Annotated in this window: 20 protein-coding genes; 9 read left to right on the forward strand and 11 right to left on the reverse strand. The window is 52.0% G+C overall.

Features of this window, described 5'->3' with window-relative positions; translation table 11 throughout:
* The first annotated feature begins 4 nt into the window (after positions 1-4).
* From ABD852_RS06900 to ABD852_RS06915, 4 genes are all read left to right on the forward strand, one after another.
* Positions 5-1,399 carry a RagB/SusD family nutrient uptake outer membrane protein gene (locus tag ABD852_RS06900; protein WP_345027494.1) on the forward strand — a complete coding sequence of 465 codons (1,395 nt, stop codon included), beginning with the start codon at positions 5-7 and terminating at the stop codon, positions 1,397-1,399.
* A gap of 85 nt (positions 1,400-1,484) precedes the next feature.
* Positions 1,485-2,288 carry a Calx-beta domain-containing protein gene (locus tag ABD852_RS06905; protein ID WP_345027496.1) on the forward strand — a complete coding sequence of 268 codons (804 nt, stop codon included), beginning with the start codon at positions 1,485-1,487 and terminating at the stop codon, positions 2,286-2,288.
* Positions 2,275-2,808, forward strand: a complete 534-nt coding sequence (locus tag ABD852_RS06910) for a hypothetical protein (protein ID WP_345027497.1) — start codon at positions 2,275-2,277, stop codon at positions 2,806-2,808. Before ABD852_RS06905 ends, ABD852_RS06910 begins: the two co-directional genes overlap by 14 nt.
* The gene (locus ABD852_RS06915) at positions 2,805-5,162 is read left to right on the forward strand and encodes a M43 family zinc metalloprotease (RefSeq protein ID WP_345027498.1); all 2,358 of its coding nucleotides are present in this window, start codon (positions 2,805-2,807) and stop codon (positions 5,160-5,162) included. Before ABD852_RS06910 ends, ABD852_RS06915 begins: the two co-directional genes overlap by 4 nt.
* A 20-nt stretch (positions 5,163-5,182) precedes the next feature.
* Here the strand turns inward: ABD852_RS06915 and ABD852_RS06920 are convergent, their stop codons facing one another.
* From ABD852_RS06920 to ABD852_RS06960, 9 genes are all read right to left on the reverse strand, one after another.
* On the reverse strand, positions 5,183-6,103 hold the full coding sequence (locus ABD852_RS06920) for a sugar phosphate isomerase/epimerase family protein (RefSeq protein ID WP_345027499.1): 921 nt from the start codon (positions 6,101-6,103) through the stop codon (positions 5,183-5,185).
* A 162-nt stretch (positions 6,104-6,265) separates the two neighbouring features.
* Entirely contained in the window at positions 6,266-6,844 is a 579-nt protein-coding gene (locus ABD852_RS06925) for a hypothetical protein (protein ID WP_345027500.1), read from the reverse strand.
* Between the two features lie 87 nt (positions 6,845-6,931).
* On the reverse strand, positions 6,932-8,326 hold the full coding sequence (locus ABD852_RS06930) for a hypothetical protein (protein ID WP_345027501.1): 1,395 nt from the start codon (positions 8,324-8,326) through the stop codon (positions 6,932-6,934).
* A 34-nt stretch (positions 8,327-8,360) separates the two neighbouring features.
* Positions 8,361-11,195, reverse strand: a complete 2,835-nt coding sequence (locus ABD852_RS06935; RefSeq protein WP_345027502.1) for a TonB-dependent receptor — start codon at positions 11,193-11,195, stop codon at positions 8,361-8,363.
* 115 nt (positions 11,196-11,310) lie between these two features.
* A complete protein-coding gene (locus ABD852_RS06940; RefSeq protein WP_345027503.1) occupies positions 11,311-12,471 on the reverse strand; it encodes a cysteine desulfurase family protein in 1,161 nt (386 codons plus the stop codon).
* Between the two features lie 7 nt (positions 12,472-12,478).
* Positions 12,479-13,882, reverse strand: coding sequence for a phosphoglucosamine mutase (glmM, locus tag ABD852_RS06945; protein WP_345027504.1), 1,404 nt, complete (start codon positions 13,880-13,882; stop codon positions 12,479-12,481).
* 42 nt (positions 13,883-13,924) lie between these two features.
* Positions 13,925-14,677, reverse strand: a complete 753-nt coding sequence (locus ABD852_RS06950) for a proteasome-type protease (RefSeq protein WP_345027505.1) — start codon at positions 14,675-14,677, stop codon at positions 13,925-13,927.
* A 63-nt stretch (positions 14,678-14,740) separates the two neighbouring features.
* Positions 14,741-15,742, reverse strand: coding sequence for an alpha-E domain-containing protein (locus tag ABD852_RS06955; protein ID WP_345027506.1), 1,002 nt, complete (start codon positions 15,740-15,742; stop codon positions 14,741-14,743).
* A gap of 184 nt (positions 15,743-15,926) precedes the next feature.
* Positions 15,927-19,289 (reverse strand): TonB-dependent receptor, encoded by a 3,363-nt coding sequence (locus ABD852_RS06960; protein ID WP_345027507.1) that lies wholly within the window; start codon positions 19,287-19,289, stop codon positions 15,927-15,929.
* A 245-nt stretch (positions 19,290-19,534) separates the two neighbouring features.
* Here ABD852_RS06960 and ABD852_RS06965 point away from each other — a divergent pair, with 245 nt between their 5' ends.
* Positions 19,535-20,308: an alpha/beta fold hydrolase gene (locus ABD852_RS06965; protein ID WP_345027508.1), complete on the forward strand. Its 774-nt coding sequence runs from the start codon at positions 19,535-19,537 to the stop codon at positions 20,306-20,308.
* 56 nt (positions 20,309-20,364) lie between these two features.
* Here the strand turns inward: ABD852_RS06965 and ABD852_RS06970 are convergent, their stop codons facing one another.
* Positions 20,365-21,081, reverse strand: coding sequence for a pyridoxine 5'-phosphate synthase (locus tag ABD852_RS06970; RefSeq protein ID WP_345027509.1), 717 nt, complete (start codon positions 21,079-21,081; stop codon positions 20,365-20,367).
* Between the two features lie 130 nt (positions 21,082-21,211).
* Here ABD852_RS06970 and ABD852_RS06975 point away from each other — a divergent pair, with 130 nt between their 5' ends.
* The 4 genes from ABD852_RS06975 (at position 21,212) to ABD852_RS06990 (ending at position 24,825) form a co-directional block, all read left to right on the forward strand.
* Positions 21,212-21,661 carry a GatB/YqeY domain-containing protein gene (locus ABD852_RS06975; RefSeq protein ID WP_345027510.1) on the forward strand — a complete coding sequence of 150 codons (450 nt, stop codon included), beginning with the start codon at positions 21,212-21,214 and terminating at the stop codon, positions 21,659-21,661.
* A 16-nt stretch (positions 21,662-21,677) separates the two neighbouring features.
* Positions 21,678-22,229, forward strand: a complete 552-nt coding sequence (locus ABD852_RS06980) for a CvpA family protein (RefSeq protein ID WP_345027511.1) — start codon at positions 21,678-21,680, stop codon at positions 22,227-22,229.
* A 34-nt stretch (positions 22,230-22,263) separates the two neighbouring features.
* Positions 22,264-23,304, forward strand: a complete 1,041-nt coding sequence (gene rlmN, locus ABD852_RS06985; protein WP_345027512.1) for a dual-specificity RNA methyltransferase RlmN — start codon at positions 22,264-22,266, stop codon at positions 23,302-23,304.
* 96 nt (positions 23,305-23,400) lie between these two features.
* Positions 23,401-24,825, forward strand: coding sequence for an inorganic phosphate transporter (locus tag ABD852_RS06990; protein ID WP_345027513.1), 1,425 nt, complete (start codon positions 23,401-23,403; stop codon positions 24,823-24,825).
* 24 nt (positions 24,826-24,849) lie between these two features.
* Here the strand turns inward: ABD852_RS06990 and ABD852_RS06995 are convergent, their stop codons facing one another.
* The gene (locus ABD852_RS06995; protein ID WP_345027514.1) at positions 24,850-26,718 is read right to left on the reverse strand and encodes a RagB/SusD family nutrient uptake outer membrane protein; all 1,869 of its coding nucleotides are present in this window, start codon (positions 26,716-26,718) and stop codon (positions 24,850-24,852) included.
* Positions 26,719-26,801: the final 83 nt, after the last annotated feature.

Consider the following 26,801-nt stretch of genomic DNA (forward strand, 5'->3'; position numbering starts at 1 on the left):
AATTATGTTGAACAGGAAAGTCAGCTTTTTATACAAAGTCCTGTCGTTTACGGCGGTGCTGGTTTCTTTCGGAAGTTGCCGGGAAATCCTGGAGCCTCCACCGGTAGACCTGTTAGTGGATGACCTGGTGTTGCGCGGTCCTGACGATATGGACCCGGTTCGGATCGGGTTGTACAATGCGGTGCGCAGTTTTGGGTCGGCCACTATTTTTGCCGGCGACTTTACCCCGGATTATATACAAAACAACGGCACTTTTACGGATTACAACGAACTGGGTACCAAGCAGATTACCGCCGCCAATACCCTCGCGTCAACGCTTTGGGGAAATATTTATTCGACGATTTATATCGCCAATTTCATCGATGAGAATATCGGCAAGGTATCGCGGGTATCACAGGACGAAAAGGATGCTTTGGTTGCACAGGCCAATTTCTGCAGGGCCTATGCCTATTTTATCGCGGCCTACAGTTTCGGAGATGTCCCCAAGGTAACCACTACCGATGTGCAGACCAACCGTGCCATAGCGCGTGCACCGCAGAGTGAAATTCTGGCCCTTGTCAGGGAACAGTACGAGGCGGCGCTCGAAAAATTGCCCGAGCGCTGGGACGCCGACAATGCAACACTGAACAAACAGTTTGCTACCAAAAACGCGGCGCGGGCCGGCCTGGCCCGGTATTACCTGTACCAGGGGGAGTGGGCGAATGCCGAAAAAATGGCCACGGATGTGATCAACAACAAGTTGCAGGCGCTTGATTCCAGTTATGTAGCCGTGATCAGCACCGAATTTGACGCGGAATCTATCTTTGAGGTGGCTTACGGGAATACTTCAAGTGACGATCCGGGCACTTCCTCAACCGGCCTCAACAACATCCTGGTAGGGCGCAGGGAAGTAATTCCGTCTAACAGCTACGTGGCGCAGCTTATTAATGTCCATGCGGGTACGCGTACCGCTACCATCAGTTTTAGCAGCGCCAACCAGCAGGGCCGGGACAACGGCTGGACCGTTACCAAATACGGTACGCCCGATCAGGGAAATAACAATATTACAATTTTCAGACTCGCAGAAATGTACCTGATCAGGGCCGAAGCCAGGGCGCAGCAGGGAAAAATTTCGGGCAGCAGCGGCGCCCTGGCAGACGTTAACGTGCTCAGGAAGCGGGCGAAAGCGCCCCTTGCCAGCTTTACCAACCAGGCGCTGGCGTTGAGCACAATCGAGACGGAGCGACTGTACGAGCTTTCATTTGAGGGACACAGGTGGTACGACTTGAAACGAACCGGCCGCCTTAACGCAGTTATGACCGCATTTTCCCAAAACTGGAATGAAAAATATAAGGTCTGGCCCATTCCGGTTACGGAAATGCAAACCAACCGAAACCTGAAACAAAACGATGGTTACTAGAGCTTTGAGGTATGAGGCCTGAGGTGTGGGCCGCAAATTTGGCAGACTCAAGGCTTGGAGCTCACTCCTCAAACCTGTTAAACACATGAAAAGTTATTTTTCCTATTTGGTCCTGGCGCTGTGTATGGCCCTGGTTGCCTGCGAAGAAAAGCAGGTCATTTATTCCGGGCCGGACTACGTGCGCTTTACCGACACGACATTGGTCTATAAAGAGAGCATCGGGCAAACCGTTGCGGTAAAGGTGCACCTGGTAGGCAAGCCGAATGATTCGCCGGTTACGGTCACTTATTCGGTAACCGGTACCGCCGTCGCCGGGCGGGACTACCAGATCGAAGGGACAAAAGGGGTAGTTACCATACCCGCCGGACAACATTTTGGAACGATCGATTTCAAATTGCTGAATAACGCAAATAACATTCTGCGTTCCTCCGAGATCCTGCTCACCCTGAATTCGGCAAGCCAGGGGGAGCAGCGGGTGCAGATCGGTACCGGGAAAAATTTTTCACTGGGTAATTCACTCCGGCTTACTATCGAAGATGATTGCCTTTTTGGCGGTTTTTACAATGCCAAAAGGGTCGGAAGTAACATTTTGGTGAAAGATGTCGCCATTACGAGCACCAATTGTACCGAATACCTGCTGGCTAACTGGAATGTAGGATTAATGAGCTTCAACGCCGATAAGCTGAGCCTGCGCTTTGTGGACAACGGCGACAATTCGCTTTCGGTTCCCAACCAGTATAACCTCACACTGGGAGATACCGTGCTGGGAAAAGGAGCCTGGGATCCCAGGACCAGGCAGATTGTCCTGAACCTGGTTATAAAAACTACAGGAAATTCTGGTGCAGATACGCTTATTACCATCCCCCAGTTGACTTATGTACCTCGATAGTTTCTTTCATCGACTAAGGATCGCGGTTCTTTGGGCCGCCGCCGGTTTTCTTTTTCACGGTTGTGTGGAAAAATGGGAGCCCAAGCCGCTTACGGTTACACAGCTTATCGCGGGGAAGGAGCAGAAGAAATGGAAATTTTCGTCCATTGAAGTGATTGATGAAGGTACGGTAGAAGGCCCTATTTCCGCCGGCGAGATTTATCTCCCCTGCGAGCGGGACAACGAATATATATTCAAAAACAACGAAGAAAAGACTTTTGAATTCACCAGCGGCAGTGTGAAATGTACCAACACGGAACCCGAAGTGTTACTGGAGCACAACTGGAGCTATACAACAGTCAACAGCACATTGGAATTTCCCCTTCCGTTGGCGCTGTTCGGCGGGGTTTACATTCTGCCCTGTAACGTAAAGAAGCTTACTGAAACCGAAATGGTATTGGAAATATACTTTTCGAAGGTTTTTGTAGAAGAGATAGATGCAAGTTACCGGATAACACTTAGATCGGACACTAGCCAATGAAACGACTGCTGTATGTATTGATTTTTGTATTTGCCGCCTTGAAGGGTGTGGGGCAACGCGTGGAAGAGCAGTGCGCAACCATGGCGATGGATAGCGTTTTACGGCTCAGGCATCCCGAGTTGGGCTCGCTTGAAGAGTTCGAGCTCTTTATGAAGCGAAAGATACGGGAGCGGGGTGAGCTGGCGCTTACGGGCCGCGTGATGGATGAAGTGATCAGGATTCCGGTGGTGGTTCATGTCGTGCACAACGGTGAAAACGTAGGAGCGGGTACCAATATCAGCGCTGCGCAGGTGGCATCCCAGATAGAAACCCTCAATGAAGACTTCAGAAAACGGGCCGGTACGCCGGGTTTTAATACCCATTCAAGGGGAGCCGACGTAGAGATTGAATTTGCTTTGGCCGTGCTGAATCCGCAGGGACAGATCATGGCCGAGCCGGGGATAGACCGTGTAGCAGGTGGGCGTTCTACCTGGACCCGCGACCAGATAGAAAACCTGAAAACTTATACCATATGGGACCCCACGCTCTATTATAATGTATGGGTGCTGGACATCGCAGCAACCGGGAGCACCCAGCTGCTGGGCTACGCACAATTCCCGGTGCAGTCAGGGCTTCAGGGGCTTTCAGAAGGCGGAGGAAGTACAACCGACGGCGTAGTAGTGCACGTGAGGTCGTTTGGTAACACCAAAAAAGGCAATTTTTCGAATCTCTTTCCGAACAACAACCAGGGCCGGACACTAACCCATGAAACAGGGCACTGGCTCGGTCTCCGGCATATCTGGGGAGATACAAATTGCGGAAGCGACTATTGTGACGACACCCCCACCCAGGCTTCGGCAAGCAGCGGCTGCCAGGTGGGGAGGCAGAGCTGCGGTAGCACCAATATGGTAGAAAACTATATGGACTACTCGCAGGACGCCTGTATGAATATTTTTACAATAGACCAGAAAGCCCGTATCCGCGCGGTCATCGCCAACAGCCCGAGACGAAGGGAGCTGGCTACGTCAAACGTACTTGGAAATACCCAGGGCGGTGTACCGGTAGCGCGGTTTATTTCTGACCGGCAGCAGGTGATGCTGGCCGGGGAGGTACAGTTTACGGATCGTTCGTTAAACAACCCCGCGTCCTGGGCATGGAAATTTGACGGCGGCTCCCCGGCAACCTCTACCGAGCGGAATCCGAAAGTTACCTACGCCAAAGCAGGTACCTACGCCGTGGAGCTTACGGTTACCAACTCGAAAGGGACGAATGTACTGCGTTCGCCCGGTTTCATCGAGGTGCTGAATGCCGGTCAGTGCGCGACTGTAACGAATTTTAAGGGGCCGCAGAATTTGCTCCGCGAACCGGGCGGAGGGTACGTAGCCGGACAGAATGCGGCTAAGATAACTGCGGTTTCGGAGTTTTTTGAAAATCCGCTGGGATATACCACCGTCAGCGGCGCTAAACTGAAATTCGGGAAAGTTTTTATGAAAGACGGGGCGGCTTCGGAAGGCGTAGTGAATGTTACGGTCTGGAATGCCCGCGGATTTCAGGGTGGCCCCGGATCGGTACTGGAGTATAAGTCGGTCCCCTTGCGGGAAATAGCATTGGACGTAGCGGCGAACAAGGCCACTATGGTTACTTTCAACCGGGAGGTACCCGTAGGCGGCCGGCCGTTTCATGTGGGTATGGAGCTGGTTTACGAAGGCGATACCGTAGCTTTATTTACCACGCGCGACGGTGAAGTACTCACCGGAACCTCCTGGCGGCAGAAAAGTAATGGTGACTGGGATCTCAATTTGCAGGCCAACGGTTTAAACATAGCCCACCACATCGAGGCGGTATTCGGTATGAAGCCCTCCGTCCAGATTTCAGGCTCCGATCTTTTTGTGAACCCGGGTGAGGCGGTAACGCTGCAGGCCAGCGGCGCCGGTATTTACCAGTGGGCCGCAAATGAGAACATGAATACCGGCATCGGTCCGATGGTTGTGGTAAGACCGACAAAAACTCAGACGTATGAAGTTACGGGCTCCGGAACCGATGTTTGCGTGGATTCGGCTTCCATTACGATTTATGTTCGGGAAGGAAAAATTACCGGTAATGAGCCCCTGACGGATGTGTTTGAAAAGAGTGTGAAGATCCATCCGAACCCGTCCTCCGGTAAGGTAACGGTTTCCATGAACAACGCATCAAGGGGAAAGGGCAGTGTCGGGGTTTTTGCCGTGAGCGGCGTCAGGATGAAAAGCCTGGAGATCGAAAAGAGTACGGATGAGCTGACTGTCCCGCTGGACCTGTCAAACTTTTCGGCAGGGTTGTATATAATTGAAATCCGCGTAGGGGCTGATCGGGCCGTACGACGAATTCTGAAACATTGACCGGATAAAGGCGCCGGCGGTCAAACGATTTTGTCGGCCAGCGCCTTCATTTTTTGCAGGCCGGTTTTAGCTACCTGTAAAGCATCCTGGGCGTAGTAAGTTTTATTGAACAGCTCCAGTGACAATACGACGGTTTCCCCCGGTTTTTTTATCGCTTCCAGCACCTTGGTGATCGGCGCAATGCCGTCGCCCGTAAACACGCGGTCGGCATCCACAATTTTGGCCCGCTCTGGAGATGCCGGGTAGTCGTTCATGTGGAATATTTCGATCAAAGGTTTTCCTACAAAAGAAAGGAGCTCATGCCCAGAGCCTCCCTTGTAGAGGTGGTAAACATCGAGCAACAGGCGCGCATCCGGGTCGCCGGAGGCTATTGCTACGTACATCACGTCGCTCAGCGTGGATAGATTCCTGGAAAAACCCCAGAGTTCCAGCTGAGGGTGAACGCCTGTTTTTTTGCCCATTTCCAACAGGCGGGCGTAACGTTCTGCCGCCGCTTTCAGGTCCAGCTCACCTTCTGTTGCACCTATGGGCGGGCATGCCACCCTTCTGCAGCCGACCTCCCTGAGGAGATCCATTTCCTCCTGCATTTGACTCATGCTGGCCTTGCGTTTGGCGTCGTCGTTAACCACCCATTGGGCAAAGCCGATCGCGTTTTCCACGGTGAGCCCCAGGTCGGCGATCATCCGTGCGGTTTGCTGCGCCGTATTTCCGGCTTTGAGGTAAGTCTGAAGGCTGCTGATCCAGATTTCAACAGCGGAAAACCCGGCCTTGGCTGCTATTTCGAGCTCTTTCCGAAAACCCAGCTTCTGGCCCGCAATCGTGCTCATGTTAAGGGAGTAGCGAAACAGTGGCTTTTTAGACTGATCTTTCATATCGGTACGGATAATGGAGCTGCTTCCTAATCCCGCTGCAAGAGCGGTGATTGCGTTTCGACGGTTCATTCTTTTGGAAAGCTTAGTTCTAAAGGTAGTAAAGCAATGAGAGGAAAGAAACTAATCGTGTGGATGGGACAGCGGGAAACCAGGATATTAAAAAAAAACCGAACGCACTGCATCCGGCCTTTTCGTTCTGACACCAATTACAGGGTTGTTAAGCCCCATTTGTTATCTTAAAGCGCTTAGGGAATCCTCCAGGAAATTTCCTGCCCACATACGCCGGTTTTTATCATATTTTATCTGCCCGTCAGGGAATTCGATAAACTCCTCTTCGGAATTTGCCGTTTCGTAGGGCGAAAGATCTTCATGGTTCAAAAAGCTGTCGAACAGCTTTTTTGTTCTCCTGGCGAGCGTTTCCTCATCCATTTTCCAGGTGCGGTACACCTCCTCGTAGGCGTGTATTTTCCCGTTTTTATCACGTTTCAGCCGTCCTGCTGTGGCTACCCTCTTCACCTGGAAGCTGGGCGCCATCCGGCTGACTTCAAAATAAATGTAACCGTCGGCAGAGGGGTAGTATTTGTCCAGCCGGAAAAGCCCGGTCTGCTTTTGATAATGTTGGTCAAAGACCGGTTCAAATTTTGTTGAGTGATTCCCTTTCTTCGGCAGGGGCGCTATATACCTGATAATGCTTGCTTTAAATTCATTTTGTTCCGATGCCGAAAGATGAGCTGACGGCTGATAGTTGTTGTCGGTGCAGGCAGCCAGAGAAAAGAGCCAGCACAGGAGCAACAGATTTCTGAAGTTCATGTCTTATGTCAATGGTGTCAGTTGGTGCCGGTTTCACACACCGCCCGCCCCGAGGGCAGACGATGTGTGGTCCGGTCTTATGAAATCTTAATATTCGATCTTGATCGGATCGAAGTTGGTCCATCCTTTGGTCCAGTCGGTAGCACCGAAAGCTCCGCGGAACTTCACAGTTTTGTCGAATTGATTCGCACGGTTTTCTTCACTGAAACGAGCATAGTCAAATTTTGCTCCGGCTGCCAGCGTACCGGTTGTCAGAGAAAAATCAGGGTGAGCCGGGTAGTCGGTATTCAGGCGTTTGCCGAAGAACTGATCGGTTTTAAGCCCCAATGCCTGGTAAGCAGCAGCAGTCTGGAAATCGGTGGAAGCCTCGACCACATTGTCGTTGTCTTTCAGGTACTTCGCTATTTCTTCGGCAGTTACGTTTGATCCGGAAGCGATTGTGGCCGTTTTTGCGTAGTAAACGTTGTTGGCGAACTGACCGGTACCCGCTTTGTAGTTCGGGAAAACCGAGCTCTGGTTGAGACGGATAGCAGTCGGGAAACCTACTACTACCGAATTGTAAAGCGAGGCTGCTACGTTTCTTCTCAGGTCGGTACCGTATTTGAAGTTGCCGGAGAAAGAATTCCCGTCAAGTGAAGGCCCGAGAATCGTAAAGTTCGAAACCGTAACCGTTGTCTTGGCGCGCTCAAGGTTGTTCTGGCCGTCTGTATCCCACTCAAAGCCGTTGGAGTCCGACTGGTCGGCGTAGCTCGGATAGCTGATGCCGAGACCGAACTGCAGGTTCCCGGAGAAGCCGTTGTCTATGTCAAAGCAGTCGTCCCACGTGCCGAAAACCACCAGGTATTTTCCATTTACGCTGCCACCGAACCATTCGATTCCGTCGTCACCGCCATAGCTTACCTGTATGTTCTCGAATTTTGTGCCGCGGCCTACACCGCCCAGTGTAATCCCGTTGGTTTCGTTGTTGGGCGTCAGCTCAATCCCTGCGAATTCAACGCGCACAAACTGCAGCTCGCCTGATGAATCGTTGTCGTCGTTACCGCCGTAAGTTACGTTGCTGGAGAGACCTTCTATAGTAGGAGATTCGATGTTGACTTTTGCGTTTCCAAGAAGTATCAATCCACCCCAGTCGCCACGATCGCGATCACCGACTGCCTGGTTGGAAGTAAACACGATAGGCTTATCGCTTGTACCTTTTGCGACGATTTTTCCGCCGCGGTCAACTACGAGCGTGCCTTTGGATTTTTTCTCGCCGGCAATGACCGTGCCCGGTTGAATGGTCAGCGTCTGACCGGTCCGTACGTAAACAATTCCTTCGAGCAAGTATTTCTTGTCAGCGCTGAGTGTCTGCGACGAAAGGTCTCCTTTCAGTACAACATAAGAACTGCCGGGTTCCGGAGTAGGTTCCGGATCGTCCTTTTTACAGCCGGAGAAAAATACCAAGCCAGCTAACATCCAGGCACTCAATAGATTCGTCTTCATAAGAAGTGGTCTTGATTAACTAAATGAATTATGTTTATTTGATGGTATACGTAAGAGAGATATTGACAAGCGATCCCCGCCGGTAATTGAAAATCGGGTGATCACGGCCGCTTTCAATTTTGGCGTTGCGGTCGGTGTCCTGGTAAAATTTGTATCGCATGTTCAGCAAATCCTGGATCCCTGCTTTCAGGCTCAGGTTGTTGCGGAAATTTTTGGAGACGGTGAGGTCGACTGAATGCCGGGGCAATTCGTAGATCGTCGGGAACATGCTGCTTCCTACAGCAAAGATTCTTTTCCCGAATATGTTGTAGGACGCACCGATTTGCCAGCCGGTGTCTTCATCAAGGTAGTTGACAATTGCATTTACAATGTAGGGTGATTGTCCCTGAAGCGCCCTTTTTTGCTCCTGGCCCGCACTCGCATTTTTTCCGTAGTCAACCCTCGAATAGATCAGCGACGCATTGAGGTTTGCACTCAGCCTGTTCAGAAATGCGCTTCCGGTTATTCCTTCCAGGGATTTTCTTACTTCGAGCTCTGCTCCGTAGTTGTAGGCTTTACCAGCGTTTTGGTAAGAGAACCCGGGAGATTCTGACCTGATCAGGATCAGGGTTTCGATAGGGTTGGTAAAGTGTTTGTAAAATCCTCCCAGGCTGATGACTTCGCCTTCCCGCGGGTAGAATTCATACCTCAGGTCAAAATTGTCAATGCTGGCAACTTTCAGGTTGGGATTCCCGATGCGCTCCGAATCAAATTCGTAGTCGTAGAAAAGGAACGGCGCAATTTCACGGAACTCCGGCCGGTTGAGCGTGCGGTTGTAGGCAAACCGTACCTTGTGGCTTTTATTGAGCTCATAGTCGGCATTGAGGAAGCCGAGCGGGGAAAATTTCGTATTGTCCACATTGACCGGGCTTCCGGTTTCGCTGGATGATTTTAGCTGCAATGCGTTGTATTCGCCACGCACACCAGCCGAGAGATTGAGCGCATTGAGGGGCAATGTGATGCCGGCATAGGCTGCGCCCATGAAGTTGGAGGCGGTATAGCTGTCGCTCGCGCGGGTACCTTCCTCAATCCGGAACCCATTCTGGTCGGTAACATTCGCGTTTGAGAAAATCTGGTTCAACGGGAGGTTTACCAATTTTTCCTGTTGCTCAACGGGAACAGTCCCCGGAATAAGGTAGCTGAAGTAGCGGGTGCTGAAATCGCGTGAACGGTAATCAACCAGGTAGCCGGCTTTCAGCTTAATTGCTTTTGCTTCGGTTCCGCCGATTTTTTTCTCGTAGTTCAGGCCGTGGCTTCCGCCGATCTCGCTTAGTTTTCCGAAATAGCGGCCGGTATCATAAAGATTGGAGCTGGGCGGCGTCACCATGCGGTACTCGTTGCCGTCTACCTCCATACCTGCCGGGGCATTCCTGATGGTACGGAACCGGCGCAGATCGGGCTGGTTTTCGGCGAGGTAGTTCAGGCCCAATACCCAGTTAATACTGCTGGAACCGGCCGGGAAAAGGTGCGTACCTTCGAGCTGACCGCTATAGATAGACCTGCTGCGGTATTCGTAAAGGTAATTCTTACGTGGAAGACCGGCCTGCTGAATAAAATCTTCTCCTGCCCTGATGATGGTGAGGTTTTCGCCGATCTGGTTGAACAGGTTTTTGAAAGCTATTTTGTTATAGGCGTTCAGGTTGAGGTTCCAGTTGCTCAGAATGCCTAATTTGTTCTCTTTCTCATAGTAGCTGTCGATGTAGGCAAACCGTTTTTCCACCGGGACCGAGAGGTCGCTTTGTTCCAGGTAGCGGTAAAACTCTCTTTGAGAAGTCTGGAAGGACTGCGACAGGTTAACAGAAGTAAGCGTGCTCAGGCGGGCACTGCCGAGCTGCCAGAAACGGCCAAATGAAAGTCCTACGCCAAGGTCGGGACTCGCGTTGGTTTGGTTGGCAACGAAGTTGTTCCGGAGCGAATGCGCCGCCTGCGTTCTGACAGGCGAGCTGTTCGGCAGATCGCGGAGGTTGGTGGAGGGGAATGCAGACGGCAGTTTGCGGAAGCCGTTGTCAAAGCCCAGGAAATCTGTTTTTGACCCTTTCGATTGAAGGAAGGGGTGCATGGTGGTTCCCGCGCGGTATCCGCCGGAAACGGTTACCGAGAGGAAGTTGTCTTCGGCGGCATTATTGGTAAATACCTTGATCAGTCCGCCTGCAAAGTCACCCGGGTTTTCCGCGGCTCCTGATTTGTAAACCAGCATCCTGTCCAGGACGCTGCTCGGGATCAGGTCGAAAGAAAACGTGCGCCGGTCGATTTCGGTGCTCGGCGCGATGGCATTGTTCAGCATTACCTGGTTGTAACGCTCCGGAATTCCCCGGACCATCACAAAACGGCCGTCAACTACCGTTACTCCCGGGATCCGGCTCATGACCTGGGCGGCATCCCGGTCCTGGGAGATTTTTATTTGTTGCTGCGATACCCCGCTGACTACCTGTGCGGCGTTGCGGATTTCGGAAACAACGGCATTCTGGGTGTTGGTGGTACGGGCTGCCCTTACCACAACGGCCTCCATCATTTCAACGGTTTCCTTCAGCTTGATTTCAAGTGTAACCGCCTGGTCGCTCTGAACCTTTACGTCGAGGACCTTTTGAGACTGGTAGCCTACCGACGAAACGATCAGCGTATAATTACCCGGCAAAACATTTGCCAATTGAAAACCGCCCTCCAGATCGGTGGCGATACCGTGACTCGTTCCTTCGATTAAAACACTCGCGCCGATGACGCCCTCGGACGAACCTTCGTCAAGGACTTTTCCTCTGATGGCACTGTATTGGGCAGAAACAGCGCCTGCGGACAGCAGAATTGCCAGGAGTAAAAATAATGGGAATCTCATGTTTTGGTGTCAGTATTATTATTGCTGACACAAAACTAGAGTTCGAATATTACCTGTTTGTTAAGTGAAAATTACGTTTGTATGCGTAAAAGACCCCAGTGTTACCGGAGTATGTTCAGGCTGATTTCTCGAGGGCGCGCGGGTTTTTCCGGAATAGTCCCTCCAGGACTTCCACCGCATATTCTACCTCTTCGGTGGTAGAATATTTGCCAAAAGAGAAGCGCACGCTCGGCCTTTCCGAAGTGGCTTGTATTGCCTGCAGCACGTGCGAGCCAATGTCTGTTCCGCTGGCGCAGGCGCTGCCGCCGGAGGCGCATATACCGGCAATGTCCAGGTTGAACAGCAGCATATCGCTTATTTCCGACATAGGTAGCGAAACGTTCAACACAGTGTACAGGCTTCTGTCGGGGTCGGCCGACCGCCCGTTGAAAAGCACGCCTTCTATCCGTTCTTCCAGCATGGATTTCATGTGCATTTTCAGGGAGCGTATGGCATGTTCATGGGTGGCCATATCGCGATAGGCGATTTCAAGCGCTTTGGCAAGCCCGACAATACCGTAAACGTTTTCCGTTCCCCCGCGCATGTTGCGCTCCTGGGCCCCGCCGTGGATAAAGGGCTGGATCCTGGTACCCGCTTTCTGGTAAAAGAAGCCGATTCCCTTGGGGCCGTGAAATTTATGGGCGGCGCCTACCATGAAATTGACGTCCAGGTTTTGAACATTGTGCCGGAAGTGGCCCATGGTCTGAACGGTGTCGGAATGGAAGAGGGCACCATGTGCAGCGCAAAGACTGCCGATAGCCTGGATATCGTTCAGATTCCCGATTTCGTTGTTGCCGTGCATGAGTGAAACCAGGGTACGATCATTACCGGCCAGAAGGGCTTCCAGCTCATCTTGCGAAATGTCTCCGGATTCGTTTACCGTCAGGTAAGAAAGACGGATTTTGCCGTTATTTCGGAGGTTTTCGAGGGTGTGGAGCACCGCATGGTGTTCCAGTGGCGAGGTGATTACGTGCCTGAGATTATAGGACTCGATGGCGCCGCAGAGAATGGTGTTATTGGATTCCGTTCCGCCCGAGGTAAAGAAAATTTCTGCGGGTGAGGCGCCGAGCAGCTCGGCTACTGTTTTTCTCGCGCGTTCTACGAGCGATCGGGCCTGCCGGCCACTGGCGTGTATGGAAGACGGGTTTCCGTAAACATCACGCAATACGGGCAGCATCGCCTCCAGCACTTCAGGGTCGAGTGGAGTCGTCGCTGCATTGTCCAGGTAAGCTTTCATGATGAAGTTATTCTTTTGGGGCGGACAAAATTTCTTTTATGTCCATAATTAGTTTGTTGGCAAGATTATTAGCTGTTGATATTAAGTCAGATTCGGAATAAATGCGGATGATCGGCTCGGTATTGGATTTGCGGAGGTGCACCCAATCTTTGTCAAAGTCAATCCTGACGCCGTCGACAGTATTGACCGGCTGTTTGGCGTACTTTCGCACGATGGCCGCGAGCACCAGGTCTACGTCGATATCAGGCGTAAGCTCTATTTTATTTTTGGAAATATAGTAGTTAGGATAAGTACTGCGGAGCGCGTTGACCGACTTGCCGAACCTGGCAAGGTGGGTAAGAAACAGCGCGATTCCGGCCAGCGCATCCCGCCCGTAATGAAGCGCAGGATAGATGACGCCGCCATTTCCTTCGCCGCCGATTACGGCATGATGGGCCTTCATGGCTTCCACCACATTTACTTCGCCAACCGCAGAAGCATGATAGGTATGTCCGGCCTTTTGGGTGATATCGCGAAGCGCGCCGGTTGACGACAGGTTGGATACCGTGTTGCCGGGCGTATGTTTCAGTACGTAGTCGGCTACGGCCACGAGGGTGTATTCTTCTCCGAAAGGTGTGCCATCTTCACCGATAAGCGCCAGTCGGTCCACATCAGGGTCTACTACAATCCCGAGATGGAAATTCCCCTGTTCTATGGTTTTCGAAATTTCATGCAGATGTTCCGGAAGCGGTTCCGGGTTGTGGGCGAAATAGCCGGTAGGCTCGCAATTGATTTTAGTGATGTTTTCAGGTGCGACCCCAAGCGCTTCGAGCAGTTTAGGCACGGCTATCCCTCCGGTAGAATTGACGGCATCTACGGCTATTCTGAAATCGGCCCCGCGGATGGCCTCCGCGTCTACCAGTTCAAGAGCCAGTATTGCTTCAATATGCTGATCAAGGAAAGTATCATCGAGGCGGTAAGTGCCGATTTTCTTTACGTCGGCAAAAACGAAGTTTTCCTGGTCGGCAAATTCAAGTACTTGTTCGCCGGCTTCGGCCGACAAGAACTCTCCACGGCTATTGAGCAATTTCAGCGCGTTCCATTGAATAGGGTTATGACTGGCGGTCAGGATGATCCCTCCGGCCGCTTCGAAATGAGTGACGGCCATTTCCACGGTAGGTGTCGTGGAAAGCCCGAGATCTATAACGTTGATCCCAAGCCCCTGAAGCGTACCGGCCACTATGCTGGTCAACATGGAACCCGAAAGGCGGGCGTCACGCCCGATCACGACAGTAGGCGCTTCGGAGGTTCCTTTCAACACCCACATCCCGTAGGCGGCGGTATATTTAACGATATCTACTGGGGTCAAAGCATTGCCCGGAGGGCCACCTATGGTACCTCTGATTCCGGATATTGACTTAATTAAAGACACTTTTAGAAAATTAGTATTTAAAAATGGTACGGAATAACGTTGTTAGTTCTGTAGCGGCGCTTCATTGATCGCCTCAAGTTTTTCAAATGCAGGGATCATCCAGTCTACCGGCAATTTCTGAACGGCGTTCTTTAATAACGCGCCCCATTGTTTGCCAATATAATCAACGTCCTCTTTTTCAAACCGATGCTCTACCATTTGATAAGTGTTTTTCTTGTAGAGAACGGTATCGATCGGGTAATCCACATCGTTGCAGGAAACCCGGGTCGAGTCAAACGAAAGCAGCCCGATTTTCAGCGCTTCGCTCATCGGCGTGTCATAGACCAGGCTGCGGTAAAGAAGCGGCTTCCCATAGCCGGAGTTCCCGATAATAATAAAGGGTGAGCCCTGGCCCACTTCAACCCAATTGCCTTCCGGGTACAGGAGGAAAAGCTTGTGCTCATCGTCTTTTTCCAGCTGGCCGCCGATGATGGCGTGAAGGTTGAAGCTGAGCCCCGATTGCTGAAGCGACCGGAGATCTTCCTCGGCCACGCGGCGCACCTGGCGCCCCAGCGCGTTGACTGCCTTGTACATTTTATCAAAGGTAGCGTCGCTCTCTTCGATCGCTTCCCTGAAATAGGCAATGGCCTTGTCGCGCACTGAACGCAGTCCCGATGTCATGATAAACATAGAGTGGTGTTCCAGCTGGTGGACAGACAGTTTCTTGTTTGAAGAAACTTCCGTGCCCGAGGTCAGCCGGGTATCTGCAATAGCCACAAGCCCCGATTCGAGCTTAATGCCAAGACAATAGGTCATACACAAGTGAGTTAACAAGGCAGCACTCAGTGTGCGAATTTAGTAAATTCTTTGGTGTGCCAGTTATGCCTGCCGCGATTGTGCCTGGTCTCCGGGTAGCTGTTCCGCCGCAGGTTTAAGGTCAAAATAGGTGTTAAAGATCGCATTGTCAACTTCGTTGTTCCGGGTTTGGAACCAGTCTAAATAGTGATGGAGGTTATTTTTGAAGATTTCCTCCTGGGTCGAATGTTCGACATCGCTGCGTAGTTGGGTGAGCAGGTTTTCCGCGGTGTTGGCGGCGTCGGGAACAGGCCGGTTGCCGCCCACGGCATAGAGCGAGTTTTCGGCCTGTAACAGCGAATACACGATGGTTCTCGGAAAGAGCCTGTCCAGGATCAGGAAAGTGGCTATGTTGGCGCGGTTCAGCGCTTTGTGGGTCTGACGGAACATGGTATAGGCGCCCACTGACTTCAGTACGGCCGTGCTTACAATGAGTTCGAGCAGGTAGTTGGTCTGTTCTTGTCCGTGGATCAGTGTAAAGTACTTGGCGTCCAGGAACCTGGAGCTTTTATCGGCGCGTTCAAGAAACCTGCCGATCTGCCCGAAGTGCCAGGCCTCGTTACGGGTAAAGGTGGCGTCTGCGATACCCTGGAAGAGGAGGCAGCCGTTCCTGATGTCATCGAAAAAAAGCCTCGCATTGCCGGTCACATCCGGCGACGGTAGTTTGGCAAATTCAATCAGCCTCAGATGCAGGGAATTGACGCTTTCCCACATCTCATTGTTGATGGTCTCCCGGATGGTACGGGCGTTTTCCCTGGCAGCCTGCAGGCAACTGGCGATCGAGTTGGGGTTTTGCTTGTCGAAGGTCAGGAAGTATACGACGTTATCGCGTGTCGGATGGTCGTAATACCGGTAAAACAAACTGTGATCGGCGGTGGCTACCAGCAGCGGGTCCCAGCGCTCCTCCACGTCGGGAGGGAGGTCCAGCCGCATATTCAGGTTGACCGAAATAAAACGCGCATAGTTCTCCGCCCGCTCCATGTAGCGGTTTGTCCAGTAAATTGAATTTGCTACTCGGCTTAACATGGCGCAAAATAGTGATTTTTTGGGTGTGGGGTGTGAGGGGTGAGGGATGAGGTGTGAAGGGTGAGAGGTGAGGGATGGAAATCGGAAATCGGGCCTGGCTCACACCTCACCCCTCACACCTCACACCTGATTTCAACTAGTACAAAACAAAAGTAGGGGCCCAAGCCCCTACTTTTGTTTTGTACTAGTTGAAATTATACCTTATTCCGATTTGCATGGTCCAGGTGGTTCCGAACGAGCGGTAGTCCTGGTACATTTGGGTAGGCAGCACTGTTTGGCCGTCTATGTTGGCGGTATTCATTTTGAAAGTCGGGTTCTCGCCGCGGGTCACTACCGACAAAGGCGTTGACGCGTTGTTGACCAGCTGCTTCATTACTCCCCATTTGGAATTGAGGAAATTACCGAAGTTCATGATATCGAAACTCAGCTGAAGCGAGTTTTTGCTCTTGCCAATATTGGTCATGAGGTCTTGTAGCAAGCGGAAATCGAACCGATGGTACCAGGGCATAAGCGCTCCGTTACGGTCTGCTATTTTGCCGCGGTTTTTATCCAGGTAGTCTGAGTTCTTCATCAGTTGGTTGAAGGCCGTAATCTGGTCCTGAACGCTGAAGTTGCCGTTGGCTACGAAATTGATTTCGGAAGCATCCTGTGGGATATACATCAGGTCATTTCCTATCTGATCGCCGTTGACATCGCCCGCATAAACAAAGGAGTACCTGCCTTGCGCGATATTACCGATACGTCCTTGTACGGTCCCGTTATAGAAGAGCGAGAGCGTGGTCGCAAGGTGTTTGAGGTACTCTTTCCTGATGGAGAAGCTTCCGACGATGCGGTGCGGAAGGGCTTCCAGCCCTGAGGCCAGGAAGAGGTCGTTCGGGTTGTTGCGCTGCGGCGTGGCGCCCCAGGCGGAAGAAGCATTGGAACCGGAATTATCGGTAGTGGTGAGCGCTTTGGTGTAGCTGTAAAACAATGATCCGAAGATCCCGTTCCTTGGGGCCATATTGACACCGGCGCTCAGGTTAAATGAATTCCCCAGCGTTGTATTGGCCAATACCATCCCCGAATTGCCGCCGATTTTGGAATTGTAGGTGTAGGCGTCGGTGTTGGCATAGTATTCCCGGCCGTCATACATTTTTGCTGCGCTTGATTTGCGGTTCGGGCCGAACTGGTAAACGGCCTGGAGATCCTTGGTATACAAGGCGTCTGCAACCAACGTGAAGGGCGAGCTGCCGAGTTTCTTGTCAACACCAATGCTGACGCGGAGAATTTGCGGCATCTTGAAATTGTTGTCCACCATTGCCAGCGTGCCGGGAATACCGCCCGCGGAGTTTTTGATAAACACATTCTGAGCACCTGCCGGCGCATTTTTGAACCAATGCAGCTTGTCGGGGTTGAAACGGATATCGTTGATCCAGCCGGCTACCTCACCGTAACCGCCGGGTTCAATCTGGTTTTGAATCATCCCGGTGTTGGTAGGCATGTTGGTGAGCCAGACAAACGGTACGCGACCGGCAAAAATTCCGCCGCCCCCGCGAAGCAGCAGGGAACGGTCACCAAGAACATCGTAGCGGAACCCAACCCTCGGCGATAGCATCACGCGGGTTTGCGGCCACTCGCCGGTACGGTATTGCTTGACGGCGCCGTTTGTCCCGAGCAATTCCAGGGCATCTACATTCTGGTTGGCTACCAGGTCATTGACGAACATGGGAACTTCGGCACGGAGACCAAGCGTAAGGCTCAGTTTGTCGGTTACATTAAAATTGTCCTGGACATACAGAGCGGGAAGTGCGTAGTTTACTTTGGCCCAGGGTTCCTGTCCCTCGTAAGGGTAGGTCAATGCGAACTGGATAGGCGCGACTTCTTCCGGTGTACCCGTCGTCAGAAAGTCGGCGACCGTTGCGTAACGATAATAGGAAGTACCGTTGCGCATGTAGTTGTTGGCGAATTTCTGCAATTCAAAGCTGGCACCGATCAACAGGTTGTGCTTGCCGAGCGAAATGCTGGTATTGTTGAAGAAGCTGTAGTTGTCATTCAGGACCTTGTTGTTATAGGTAAACAATTCATATCCTGCTGAAATATAGTTGAAATAAGACCCCTTCTCGACCGAGCCGATGCCGTCGCCGATGTCAATGAAAGGAAATTCTTCACTCGGCGAGGTCCTACCGCTTTCGATCTTGCTATAGGTAGCCAGGAACTGGTTGGAGATACGGTTTCCGAACGAGCTGTTCAACTCGGCGGCAAATGACCTTACCTTGCTGGCATTGTTATACATGGTTTTGGAAAATGCCATGGAGTTTTCGCTTACGCGGCTGAAAGTCCCTTCCGGGCTGCGCGGCCGCGCCCCGGAAGCTGCATTCACGAGGTAGGGCCTTTCGTTTTCGGTATTGTTGAACCGGACAGCGAGTTTGTGGTTCTTGCTGATATTCCAGTCAATGCGGGCGAGGATTGATTTCGTCGACGATTTGCCGTTGGCATAACCTTCGTATGAGCCCGGGTCGTAGCCCCACTGTTTGATCAGGTGGTTCCGGACTGCTTCGATGTCGCTTCTCATGACCCGCGTGATATTCGCTGCCGGGTCGGAAATGCCGTCTTCAGAGGCTTTCCAAAGGTTGACAGAGCCGGCTTCAGGACCGGCCGCGTTGATTTGCTCGGCGTTGACGAAGAAAAAGAGCTTGTTTTTGATCAGTGGCCCGCCCAGTCTGAAGCCATAGGTTTTGGTAGAGCTTTCCTGGAGATTGCTGATGGTTTCTCCGTTTATCTTCCTGCCGATAAGGCCTTCGCTTCTGAAAAAGTGGTAGGCGGAGCCGACAAACTGGTTGGTACCGCTGCGGGTGACGGCATTGATCCCGGCTCCCGTGAAACCGCCCTGGCGTACGTCAAATGGTGCGATATTTACCTGGATTTCCTCAATGGCGTCAATGGAGAGACCACCGCCCCCCGGAAGCGGGTCGTCATTCAGGCCGAACCCGTTGTTGAAATTCGCACCGTCAATCTGTACGTTGTTGTAGCGGCCGTCCCGGCCACCGAATGAATTGCCGTTGGACTGCGGTGTGAGGCGCGTGAAATCGGTAATGCTCCTGGAAATGGTCGGCAGCGCCTGTATCTGGTTTTTGCCGATATTGGTAGTGGCGCCGGTTTTATCGGCGTCAACCCCTGCTGCGGCGGTAACAACGATTTCGGAAAGCGCGGTTTGGCCCGACTCCATCACAGCGTGAAGTACATAGGCTTCGCCCAGCTTCAGAACAATGTCTGTGTATACTTTCGGACTGTATCCTACAAAACTGACGGTGACTTTGTAGGGACCGCCTACCCGCATGTTATTGAGTGAAAAGCTGCCGTCGTTGGTTACTGTTGTTCCGTACTGTGTGCCGGACGGTTCATGAACCGCCAGAACGGTGGCGCCGATGAGCGCCTCTTTGTCATCGCGGACAGACCCTGTCAGTGACGATGTGGTTACTTGCGCATAAAGATCCGGATTAACGAAGCAAAGCCCGAAAATCAAAAGCGAAAGCAACTTCACCCTTGTGAGTAAAATTTTGCTGTTCATTTGAGAAACATTTTGGTTTGACTATTGTGAAGTGGGGTGTTGGTTGTTTTGGACAAAAGTAAGAAATGGCGCGGGGTCTTTCCAAGACAGTTGTCTCAGCAAAGTTATACGAAGAAGTGCGTATGGGCTTCATATTATTGGAAATATGCAAACAATTGGTCATTTTTACAAGAAAAAGACGTAGAATTATCTTTTTGTTAAATTTCTGTCGCCTGCATATGCGGCTATAAACCCGGTCATTAAGAATGTCGCTTTATTTTCGGAAAATAGAGGGTGGCCCCATCCCGGTTCTGATACTACATGGTGTCTTCGGTTCGTCCGACAACTGGCTTACGGTCAGCAAGCAAATCGCAAATGAAAAATATACGGTTTATCTAGTAGACCAGAGAAATCACGGAAGGTCACCACATTTCGATAAATTGGATTATCCGTCGATGGCCGGTGACCTGCGCGAGTTCGTCCGGGAGCACCGCCTGGAAAATCCCGTTTTGATCGGGCACTCGATGGGTGGAAAAACAGTAATGGAATATGCCGCCGAATGGGGGGATGAAATCCGGAGGCTGGTAGTGGTTGATATTGGCCCAAAGGCCTATCCCGTCCACCACACCAGGCTGCTGGAAGGCCTCAGTGCCATCCCGCTCGCCGATTTGCAGTCGCGGCAGCAGGCCGACGATATTCTTTCCGCTTTCGAGCCTTCCCTGTTTGTGCGGCAATTCCTGTTGAAAAATCTTTTCAAAGCGGAAGACGGTTCGTTTGCCTGGCGTCTGAACCTGCCGGTTGTAAAAAGGGATATGCCGCTGGTAGGCGACGAAATTAAGGTGAAGGCGCCCTTGCGTTTCCCCGCTTTGTTTATTCGCGGCGCCAAGTCGGATTATATTCTTGATACCGATTGGGAGGCCATAGTCGCCATGTTCCCGGAGGCGCGTCTTGTGACCATCCCCGGAGCGGGTCATTGGGTGCAGGCAGAGCAACCCGCCCTGTTTCTGGAAGCGCTGAACGGATTTCTCAATGAGCCGTAAGTCAGGGGCAGCGAGTGGCCTGGCCCGGTGGCGGCGAGCTTGCCGGCGGTCAGCCGCTACTGCAGCTGGCGAAGGTACATCGGGATAACGTTTTCGAGACCGTAGTACAAGGCATCGCTGATGAGGGCGTGCCCGATAGAGACTTCATCGAGCCACGGGATGTTATTTTTGAGAAAGGCGAGGTTGTCCAGGTCCAGGTCGTGCCCCGCATTGAGGCCCAGCCCGGTGTCTCTGGCGGTTTTTGCGGCTTCCACAAACGGAGCGACGGCCTTTCCGCGGTCGGCATGGTAGCCGGCGGCATAGGGTTCCGTGTAAAGCTCGACCCGGTCGGCTCCGGCCAGCTTCGCCCCTTCTACCATCCCGGGATCGGGATTGACAAAAACAGATACCCGGATACCGGCGCTCCTGAAGCTTTCAATCCACCTGGAAAGCCGGTCCCTGTTGCCGACAGTATCCCAGCCGGCGTTGGAAGTGATGGCGCCCAGGGCATCAGGAACCAGGGTGACCTGTTCGGGGCGCACGTCGAGTACCAGTTTTACAAACTTTTCTTCTGAAGGGTTACCCTCTATGTTGAACTCTGTGGATACCACTTCTTTCAGTTCGTAAACATCACGGTACCTGATGTGGCGTTCATCGGGCCGCGGGTGAACGGTAATTCCTTGTGCGCCAAATCTTTCGCAGTCTTGTGCTACTTTGATGAGGTCGGGGTTGTTACCTCCGCGCGCATTGCGGAGCGTTGCAATTTTGTTTATGTTTACACTTAGTCTCGTCATAAAAATAGCAGCAACAGACCCTTCATGATCTGAAAGAAATTAATGGAGCATTTTGTACCTTTGCGTCCTTAACCACAAAGGTAACGGGTTGTTTGACCCACCGTACAACATTGCTTTAATTTTATCCAATATGTCACTGAAGAGCCAAGTCGAGTCAGGTATTAAAGACGCCATGCGTGCCAAAGATCAGGATACGCTCCGGGCGCTGCGGGCCATCAAGTCACTCATTTTGCTTGAAGAAACCAAGGGCGGGCAAACCGGGGAGCTTTCCGCCGAGGACGAACTGAAGCTATTGACCAAAGCCGCCAAACAAAGAAGAGAATCCATGGAGGTCTTTGTAGCGCAGGGGCGGAACGACCTGGCGGAAAAGGAAGAGGCCGAGCTGGTAGTGGTGGAGCGTTTTCTGCCGAAACAATTGACGGAAGACGAAGTGAAGGAAAAACTGAAGGAAATTATAGCGAGGGTGGGAGCCTCTTCCCCGGCGGAGATAGGCAAAGTAATGGGCGTGGCAACGAAAGAGTTGGCAGGACAGGCAGAAGGTAAGGTTATTTCTGCGCTTGCGAAGTCGCTTTTGGCTTAAAAATGGATTGAGTACGATGAAGCTCCTGGATATCCTGATCGCTGTTCCGTTGCTTTGGGGCGCGGTAAGCGGCTATAAAAAGGGGCTTCTGATCGAAGTTATCGGTATTGCCGCGTTTGTGACCGCCATTGTATTGGGATTCAAGTTCCTGGGACTGGGAATGGAAATACTGGAACCCTATACTTCGGAACAACTGGTCAGGCGGGCGCTTCCGTTTCTTGGTTTTGCCGTTATTTTTTTCCCGACTATTTTTTTGATTAACCAGTTTGGGTACTGGATGCGGCGGACGATCAAAATGACCCTTCTGGGCACGATGGATAGCCTTTCTGGCGCAGTAGTAGGCGTGTTTACCTGGGTTTTCGGAGTGAGCGTTTTTTTCTGGCTGCTGACCTCGGTTGGGGTTAAGATTCCGGTCCACCGTACCGAGGATACGTATCTCTACCCGCTGATGGTGCCGGTGGCGCCGGTGGTAGTCGCGAAGGCCGTGGAACTCCTGCCGGCAAGCCACCGTTTAATAATGGAATGGAAAAAGCAATACCTGGACGACCCGGCCGGCGGTTTCTCCTGATCAGGCGCCCGGCAAATTGTTTTCCGAATTGTATATGATAGCAGCAAAACGCGACATAAGAAAGCTCCAGGCAGAGCAGCTGAAAACCTGGCTCACCGATAACGGGGAGCAGGGCTTCCGGGCGAAGCAGGTAGAGGAGTGGCTCTGGAAGAAGTCTGCCCGCAGTTTTTCCGAAATGACCAATCTTTCGGTCAAGACGAGAAACCTGCTGGAGGAACATTATGCCATTTATGCCGTTGAAACGGCAAGCACGCAGAAAAGCAACGACGGTACGGTTAAGTCGGCCTTCCGGCTGGCAGACGGGAACCTGGTGGAAGGAGTGCTGATCCCTGCGTCCAACCGGATGACCGCCTGCGTAAGCAGCCAGGTGGGGTGCTCGCTTTCCTGCAAATTTTGTGCAACCGGGTATATGGAACGGATGCGCAACCTCGACCCGGCGGAAATTTATGACCAGGTGGTGGAAATCTCCAGGCAGGCGGAAGCTAATTTCCAGGCGCCGTTGAGCAATATTGTTTACATGGGAATGGGCGAGCCCTTGCTGAATTACGCCAACGTCATGAAGTCGATTGACCTGGTGACTTCACCGAACGGGCTGGGAATGTCGCCGAAGCGGATCACGGTCTCGACTGCCGGCATTGCCAAAATGATCAAAAAGCTGGCGGATGACGAAGTCCGCTTTCGCCTGGCTTTGTCGCTGCATGCGGCAAACGACGAAAAGCGTAGCCGGATTATGCCCATCAATGAAACCAATACACTCGAGAACCTTGCGGAAGCGCTGTGTTATTTCCATGAAAAAACCGGTAACCGGATTACGCTCGAGTATATTATTTTCGACAAGTTCAATGATACGATCGCGGATGCAAGGGAGCTGCTGGAATTTACGCGGAAAGTGCCCGCACGCGTCAATATCATAGAGTATAACCCGATCAAAGAGGCGGATTTCCTGAATGCCAAAGAGGATCGCATATCGGCTTTCGCCAATTACCTGGAAACCAGGGGCGTGGTGGTGAATGTACGGCGCAGCCGCGGAAAGGATATAGACGCCGCCTGCGGACAGTTGGCCAATAAGTCGTAGCTCCGCCGTTAAACGCGGGATATGAACTTCTTAACAATTTGGTAACATAGCAGACCCCGACAATATGTACCTTTGCCGCAAAATATCGACACGCCGATGCTCTTTGGTCTAGAAACTGATATCTTCATTCTCCTCGCGTTTTGTCTTCTCGCAGCCTGCGCCTTCGAATTTGTAAACGGCTTCCATGATACCGCGAACGCAGTTGCGACAGTTATTTATACGAATTCGCTAAAGCCCAATGTCGCGGTGGTCTGGTCGGGTATCTGCAACTTCCTCGGCGTTCTTTTCGGGGGAATTGCCGTTGCCATGGGGATTGTCAACCTCCTTCCCGTAGAATTGCTCATTGACCAGAATGTGTACCATAGTGTCGCCATGGTATTTGCGCTGCTTTTCAGCGCAATTATCTGGAACCTGGGAACCTGGTATTTCGGGCTTCCCAGCTCGAGTTCCCACACCCTGATCGGGTCTATTCTCGGGGTTGGGCTGGCATTTACGTTTATGCCCGAGAACACCCGCGGTGTGGGCGTTAACTGGACCAAAGCTACCGAAGTATTTTCTTCTCTCCTGATATCACCGCTGTTCGGGTTTTCGATGGCCATCATCATTATGTTTCTCCTGCGTCGTTTTTTAAGCCGAGCTTTGAGAAAGGTAGTGTTCAGTGAGCCGAAGAAAAACCAGCCGCCGCCCGCATGGATACGCGGTATCCTGATTGTTACCTGTACGCTGGTCAGTTTTTTCCATGGTTCCAACGATGGACAGAAAGGGGTAGGGTTGGTAATGCTTATCCTGATCGGGATTGTGCCCGCGCGGTTTGCACTGGATAACTCCAAAGATCCGCAGCATCTGAATGCCAACCTGACCTCTATAGAAAGGATCATAAGCCAACTGGATACCAATCATTTATCAATAGACGACCGGGTGATCTTCAACGAGGCGAGACATGAAATTGCATCGCTCCGCAGCCAGATCGATCATCCCCTGGAGGGACATCATTTGCCGGAAGGCGAGCGTTTGAAAGCCCGCCGGTCACTGATGCTGATTTCGCGCGATCTGACCAAGATTGTAGACGGCGGAAGCACAAACCTCACAAAGGGCCAGATTGCTACGCTTAAAAAAGAGATGAATAATACCGACGGTATCCGCCGGTACACAGACTATGCCCCCGATTGGGTCATTCTCATGATATCGCTTTCGCTCGGTCTCGGCACCATGGTGGGTTGGAAGCGGATTGTGGTGACAATCGGCGAAAAGATCGGGAAACAGCACCTTACCTATGCACAGGGGGCTTCCGCCGAGATCGTAGCTGCCGGGACCATCGCGGCCTCGTCGGGCCTTGGTTTACCGGTAAGTACTACCCACGTGCTTTCTTCGGGAATTGCCGGAACGATGGTAGCCAATAAAGGAATTAAAAACCTTCAGGCCGACACCGTCCGGAATATTCTCCTGGCCTGGCTGTTGACGTTGCCTGTGTCCATGACACTCTCCGCCACGCTGTATATGTTGTTCCGCTGGATTTTCTAAGAAACCGGAATGGTACGGGGGCGACTAAAGATTCGCCCCGTAGTCATAGCCCGGCGGAAGCATCTCCGCGGTAATGTTTCTGAATGCATTGACCTGGTTGAGCGGAAGCGGCTTGATGAAATGTTCCTTTTTGACATAGTCGCGCCACCTCAAAATGTTGTCTTTGGCTTCCTCCGCACTTTTGGGATTGTTTTTCCTGATCCGGTCTACCAGTGCCCGTGTTCTTTTCAAAAGAAAGAATGAATTGAATTCCATTCCTACTTCACGTTCGTATTCATCCAGGATAAAGTCCAGGTTGACGCCCTTTTTCTTGTAAACATCGGCATCGGCAAGCTTGCTGAAAGACCGCGCCCAAACCGGTTCGAGGGCTTCATAAACCGCCTGGTCGCCCAAGCCGAGTTTCCAGTTACATTCGGCTACAATCAGGTGCATTTCCGCCAGCCGGAGCACAATGGCATTGGCATTGCCTGCTTCCTGCTTGCCCATCTCCGTTCGGGAGCGGTCAAAGAATTTTTTGAGGCTGTAGTAGCGGCTCCGGTGTTTCAACGGCCCGCCGTAGTGTTCGGAAGCCGGGTCGGTCATGTCGAATACCTCGTTCATCCCATCCAGGTAGTAGGCTTTCGGGTCTTTGGAGGCAACCCAGTCGTCGTGCTGTTTATCTTCTGCCGGGGTGATGGCCCGCAACGGCATATAGCACACGGTGTCGCCCATATTCTTCGGCGCGGCCTTGTCGTCGTCGATGCGCAGGTAAACCGTTTCGAAGTTGGCGAGTTTTCGTTTGTCGAGGTCGGAGTACATTGTAATCCAGTGGAAATTGGGCATGACATGGCGGTATTCCCGGCCGTAGTACATGGAGTGAGCAGGCATGACGTAGTTAAAAAGCGCTCCGGCATCGTTCATGCGCGAAACCACCAGCGATTTGGTCGAGGCCGTAACGCCGCCGCCGGCCGCCGCCTGCATTTTGAGCGTTTCGCTGGTTCTCCCGACTCCAACCCTGTGGAAATATTGCGGCGTGGTGTTGAACATTTTTTCGGAGGTCCACTGAACGCTCCAGATCACTTCGTTGCTCAGTTTGTTGAACGCGTCAAATACCCGCGCGTATTCAGGCTCAAGGGTATAACCGTGTTTCGATATGACGTCTTGCGCAAGTGTCTTCGCCTCTTCATAGACCTGGTTGAGCGATGAATACCCCAGTTTGCCGTGCAGGTTGAATTCGGGTTCCGAAGCATAGTCCTGGTGCGCATATCCGGCCACTGCCAGCAGGAACCGGGACTTGAAAGCCTTTGCGGCACCCTGCGTAAGCCGCCCGAATTCGGTGACCTCGCCCTTCACAGGCAGCTTCTCAATCGCGTAGTTAATGTCCCGGAAAATCTGCTGGTAGAAAAATTCAACGGATTTCTGGTTGATTTCGAGCATCGAGCTTTCAAATGCAGTGTATACCTTTTTCTGGTAATGGCCGTATTTTCCCCAAAGTTCCACCTGGATCTGGTAGTAGTGGGCGCGCATTCCGCGGATCTCGGCCAGGTAGATTTCTTTTTTCCTGTCGGTGGGCTGGTCGCCGATGAACTGTTCGAGACGGTTCATAATCATGATCCCTTTGTGCAGATCGCGGAACAATTCGTTCAGTGGACCATACGAAACATCGGAGGATTCGGCGTATGAGTTGTTTTGTGACGATGCATTTTCTGCAATGTCGCTATAGAAGTTGACCCGGAACATGTTCCATTGATACAGGAGCCGCGTATTGGCGTAGATTGCCGTCACGCCTTCATAAAGCCCTTGTTCCGTCAGGTAATAATCTTCTGTCATCTGGCTCCGGGAGTCTTCCTCCAGGAAATCGCTGCATCCGCCGAGCAGCGCCAGTAAACCCAGTGATATGAATATTTTTTTCATGTGAATAAGAGTTTTGAGCGGTGAGGTGTGAGGTGTGAGTTTTGAGGTGTGAGGTGTGAGGGGGGCGTAGCATGGGCCGCTAA

The sequence above is a fragment of the Ravibacter arvi genome, from assembly GCF_039540405.1.
GTDB lineage: Bacteria > Bacteroidota > Bacteroidia > Cytophagales > Spirosomataceae > Ravibacter > Ravibacter arvi.

Excerpts from the sequence above, each read along its gene's own strand:
- ABD852_RS06930 (WP_345027501.1), bottom strand. The coding sequence starts at position 8,326 with ATGAAGACGAATCTATTGAGTGCCTGGATGTTAGCTGGCTTGGTATTT.
- ABD852_RS06935 (WP_345027502.1), bottom strand. The coding sequence starts at position 11,195 with ATGAGATTCCCATTATTTTTACTCCTGGCAATTCTGCTGTCCGCAGGC.
- ABD852_RS06960 (WP_345027507.1), bottom strand. The coding sequence starts at position 19,289 with ATGAACAGCAAAATTTTACTCACAAGGGTGAAGTTGCTTTCGCTTTTG.
- ABD852_RS06950 (WP_345027505.1), bottom strand. The coding sequence starts at position 14,677 with ATGACCTATTGTCTTGGCATTAAGCTCGAATCGGGGCTTGTGGCTATT.
- ABD852_RS06920 (WP_345027499.1), bottom strand. The coding sequence starts at position 6,103 with ATGAACCGTCGAAACGCAATCACCGCTCTTGCAGCGGGATTAGGAAGC.
- ABD852_RS06915 (WP_345027498.1), top strand. The coding sequence starts at position 2,805 with ATGAAACGACTGCTGTATGTATTGATTTTTGTATTTGCCGCCTTGAAG.
- ABD852_RS06900 (WP_345027494.1), top strand. The coding sequence starts at position 5 with ATGTTGAACAGGAAAGTCAGCTTTTTATACAAAGTCCTGTCGTTTACG.
- ABD852_RS06955 (WP_345027506.1), bottom strand. The coding sequence starts at position 15,742 with ATGTTAAGCCGAGTAGCAAATTCAATTTACTGGACAAACCGCTACATG.
- ABD852_RS06925 (WP_345027500.1), bottom strand. The coding sequence starts at position 6,844 with ATGAACTTCAGAAATCTGTTGCTCCTGTGCTGGCTCTTTTCTCTGGCT.
- ABD852_RS06970 (WP_345027509.1), bottom strand. The coding sequence starts at position 21,081 with ATGACGAGACTAAGTGTAAACATAAACAAAATTGCAACGCTCCGCAAT.
- ABD852_RS06910 (WP_345027497.1), top strand. The coding sequence starts at position 2,275 with ATGTACCTCGATAGTTTCTTTCATCGACTAAGGATCGCGGTTCTTTGG.
- ABD852_RS06940 (WP_345027503.1), bottom strand. The coding sequence starts at position 12,471 with ATGAAAGCTTACCTGGACAATGCAGCGACGACTCCACTCGACCCTGAA.
- ABD852_RS06975 (WP_345027510.1), top strand. The coding sequence starts at position 21,212 with ATGTCACTGAAGAGCCAAGTCGAGTCAGGTATTAAAGACGCCATGCGT.
- ABD852_RS06995 (WP_345027514.1), bottom strand. The coding sequence starts at position 26,718 with ATGAAAAAAATATTCATATCACTGGGTTTACTGGCGCTGCTCGGCGGA.
- ABD852_RS06990 (WP_345027513.1), top strand. The coding sequence starts at position 23,401 with ATGCTCTTTGGTCTAGAAACTGATATCTTCATTCTCCTCGCGTTTTGT.
- rlmN (WP_345027512.1), top strand. The coding sequence starts at position 22,264 with ATGATAGCAGCAAAACGCGACATAAGAAAGCTCCAGGCAGAGCAGCTG.
- ABD852_RS06980 (WP_345027511.1), top strand. The coding sequence starts at position 21,678 with ATGAAGCTCCTGGATATCCTGATCGCTGTTCCGTTGCTTTGGGGCGCG.
- ABD852_RS06905 (WP_345027496.1), top strand. The coding sequence starts at position 1,485 with ATGAAAAGTTATTTTTCCTATTTGGTCCTGGCGCTGTGTATGGCCCTG.
- ABD852_RS06965 (WP_345027508.1), top strand. The coding sequence starts at position 19,535 with ATGTCGCTTTATTTTCGGAAAATAGAGGGTGGCCCCATCCCGGTTCTG.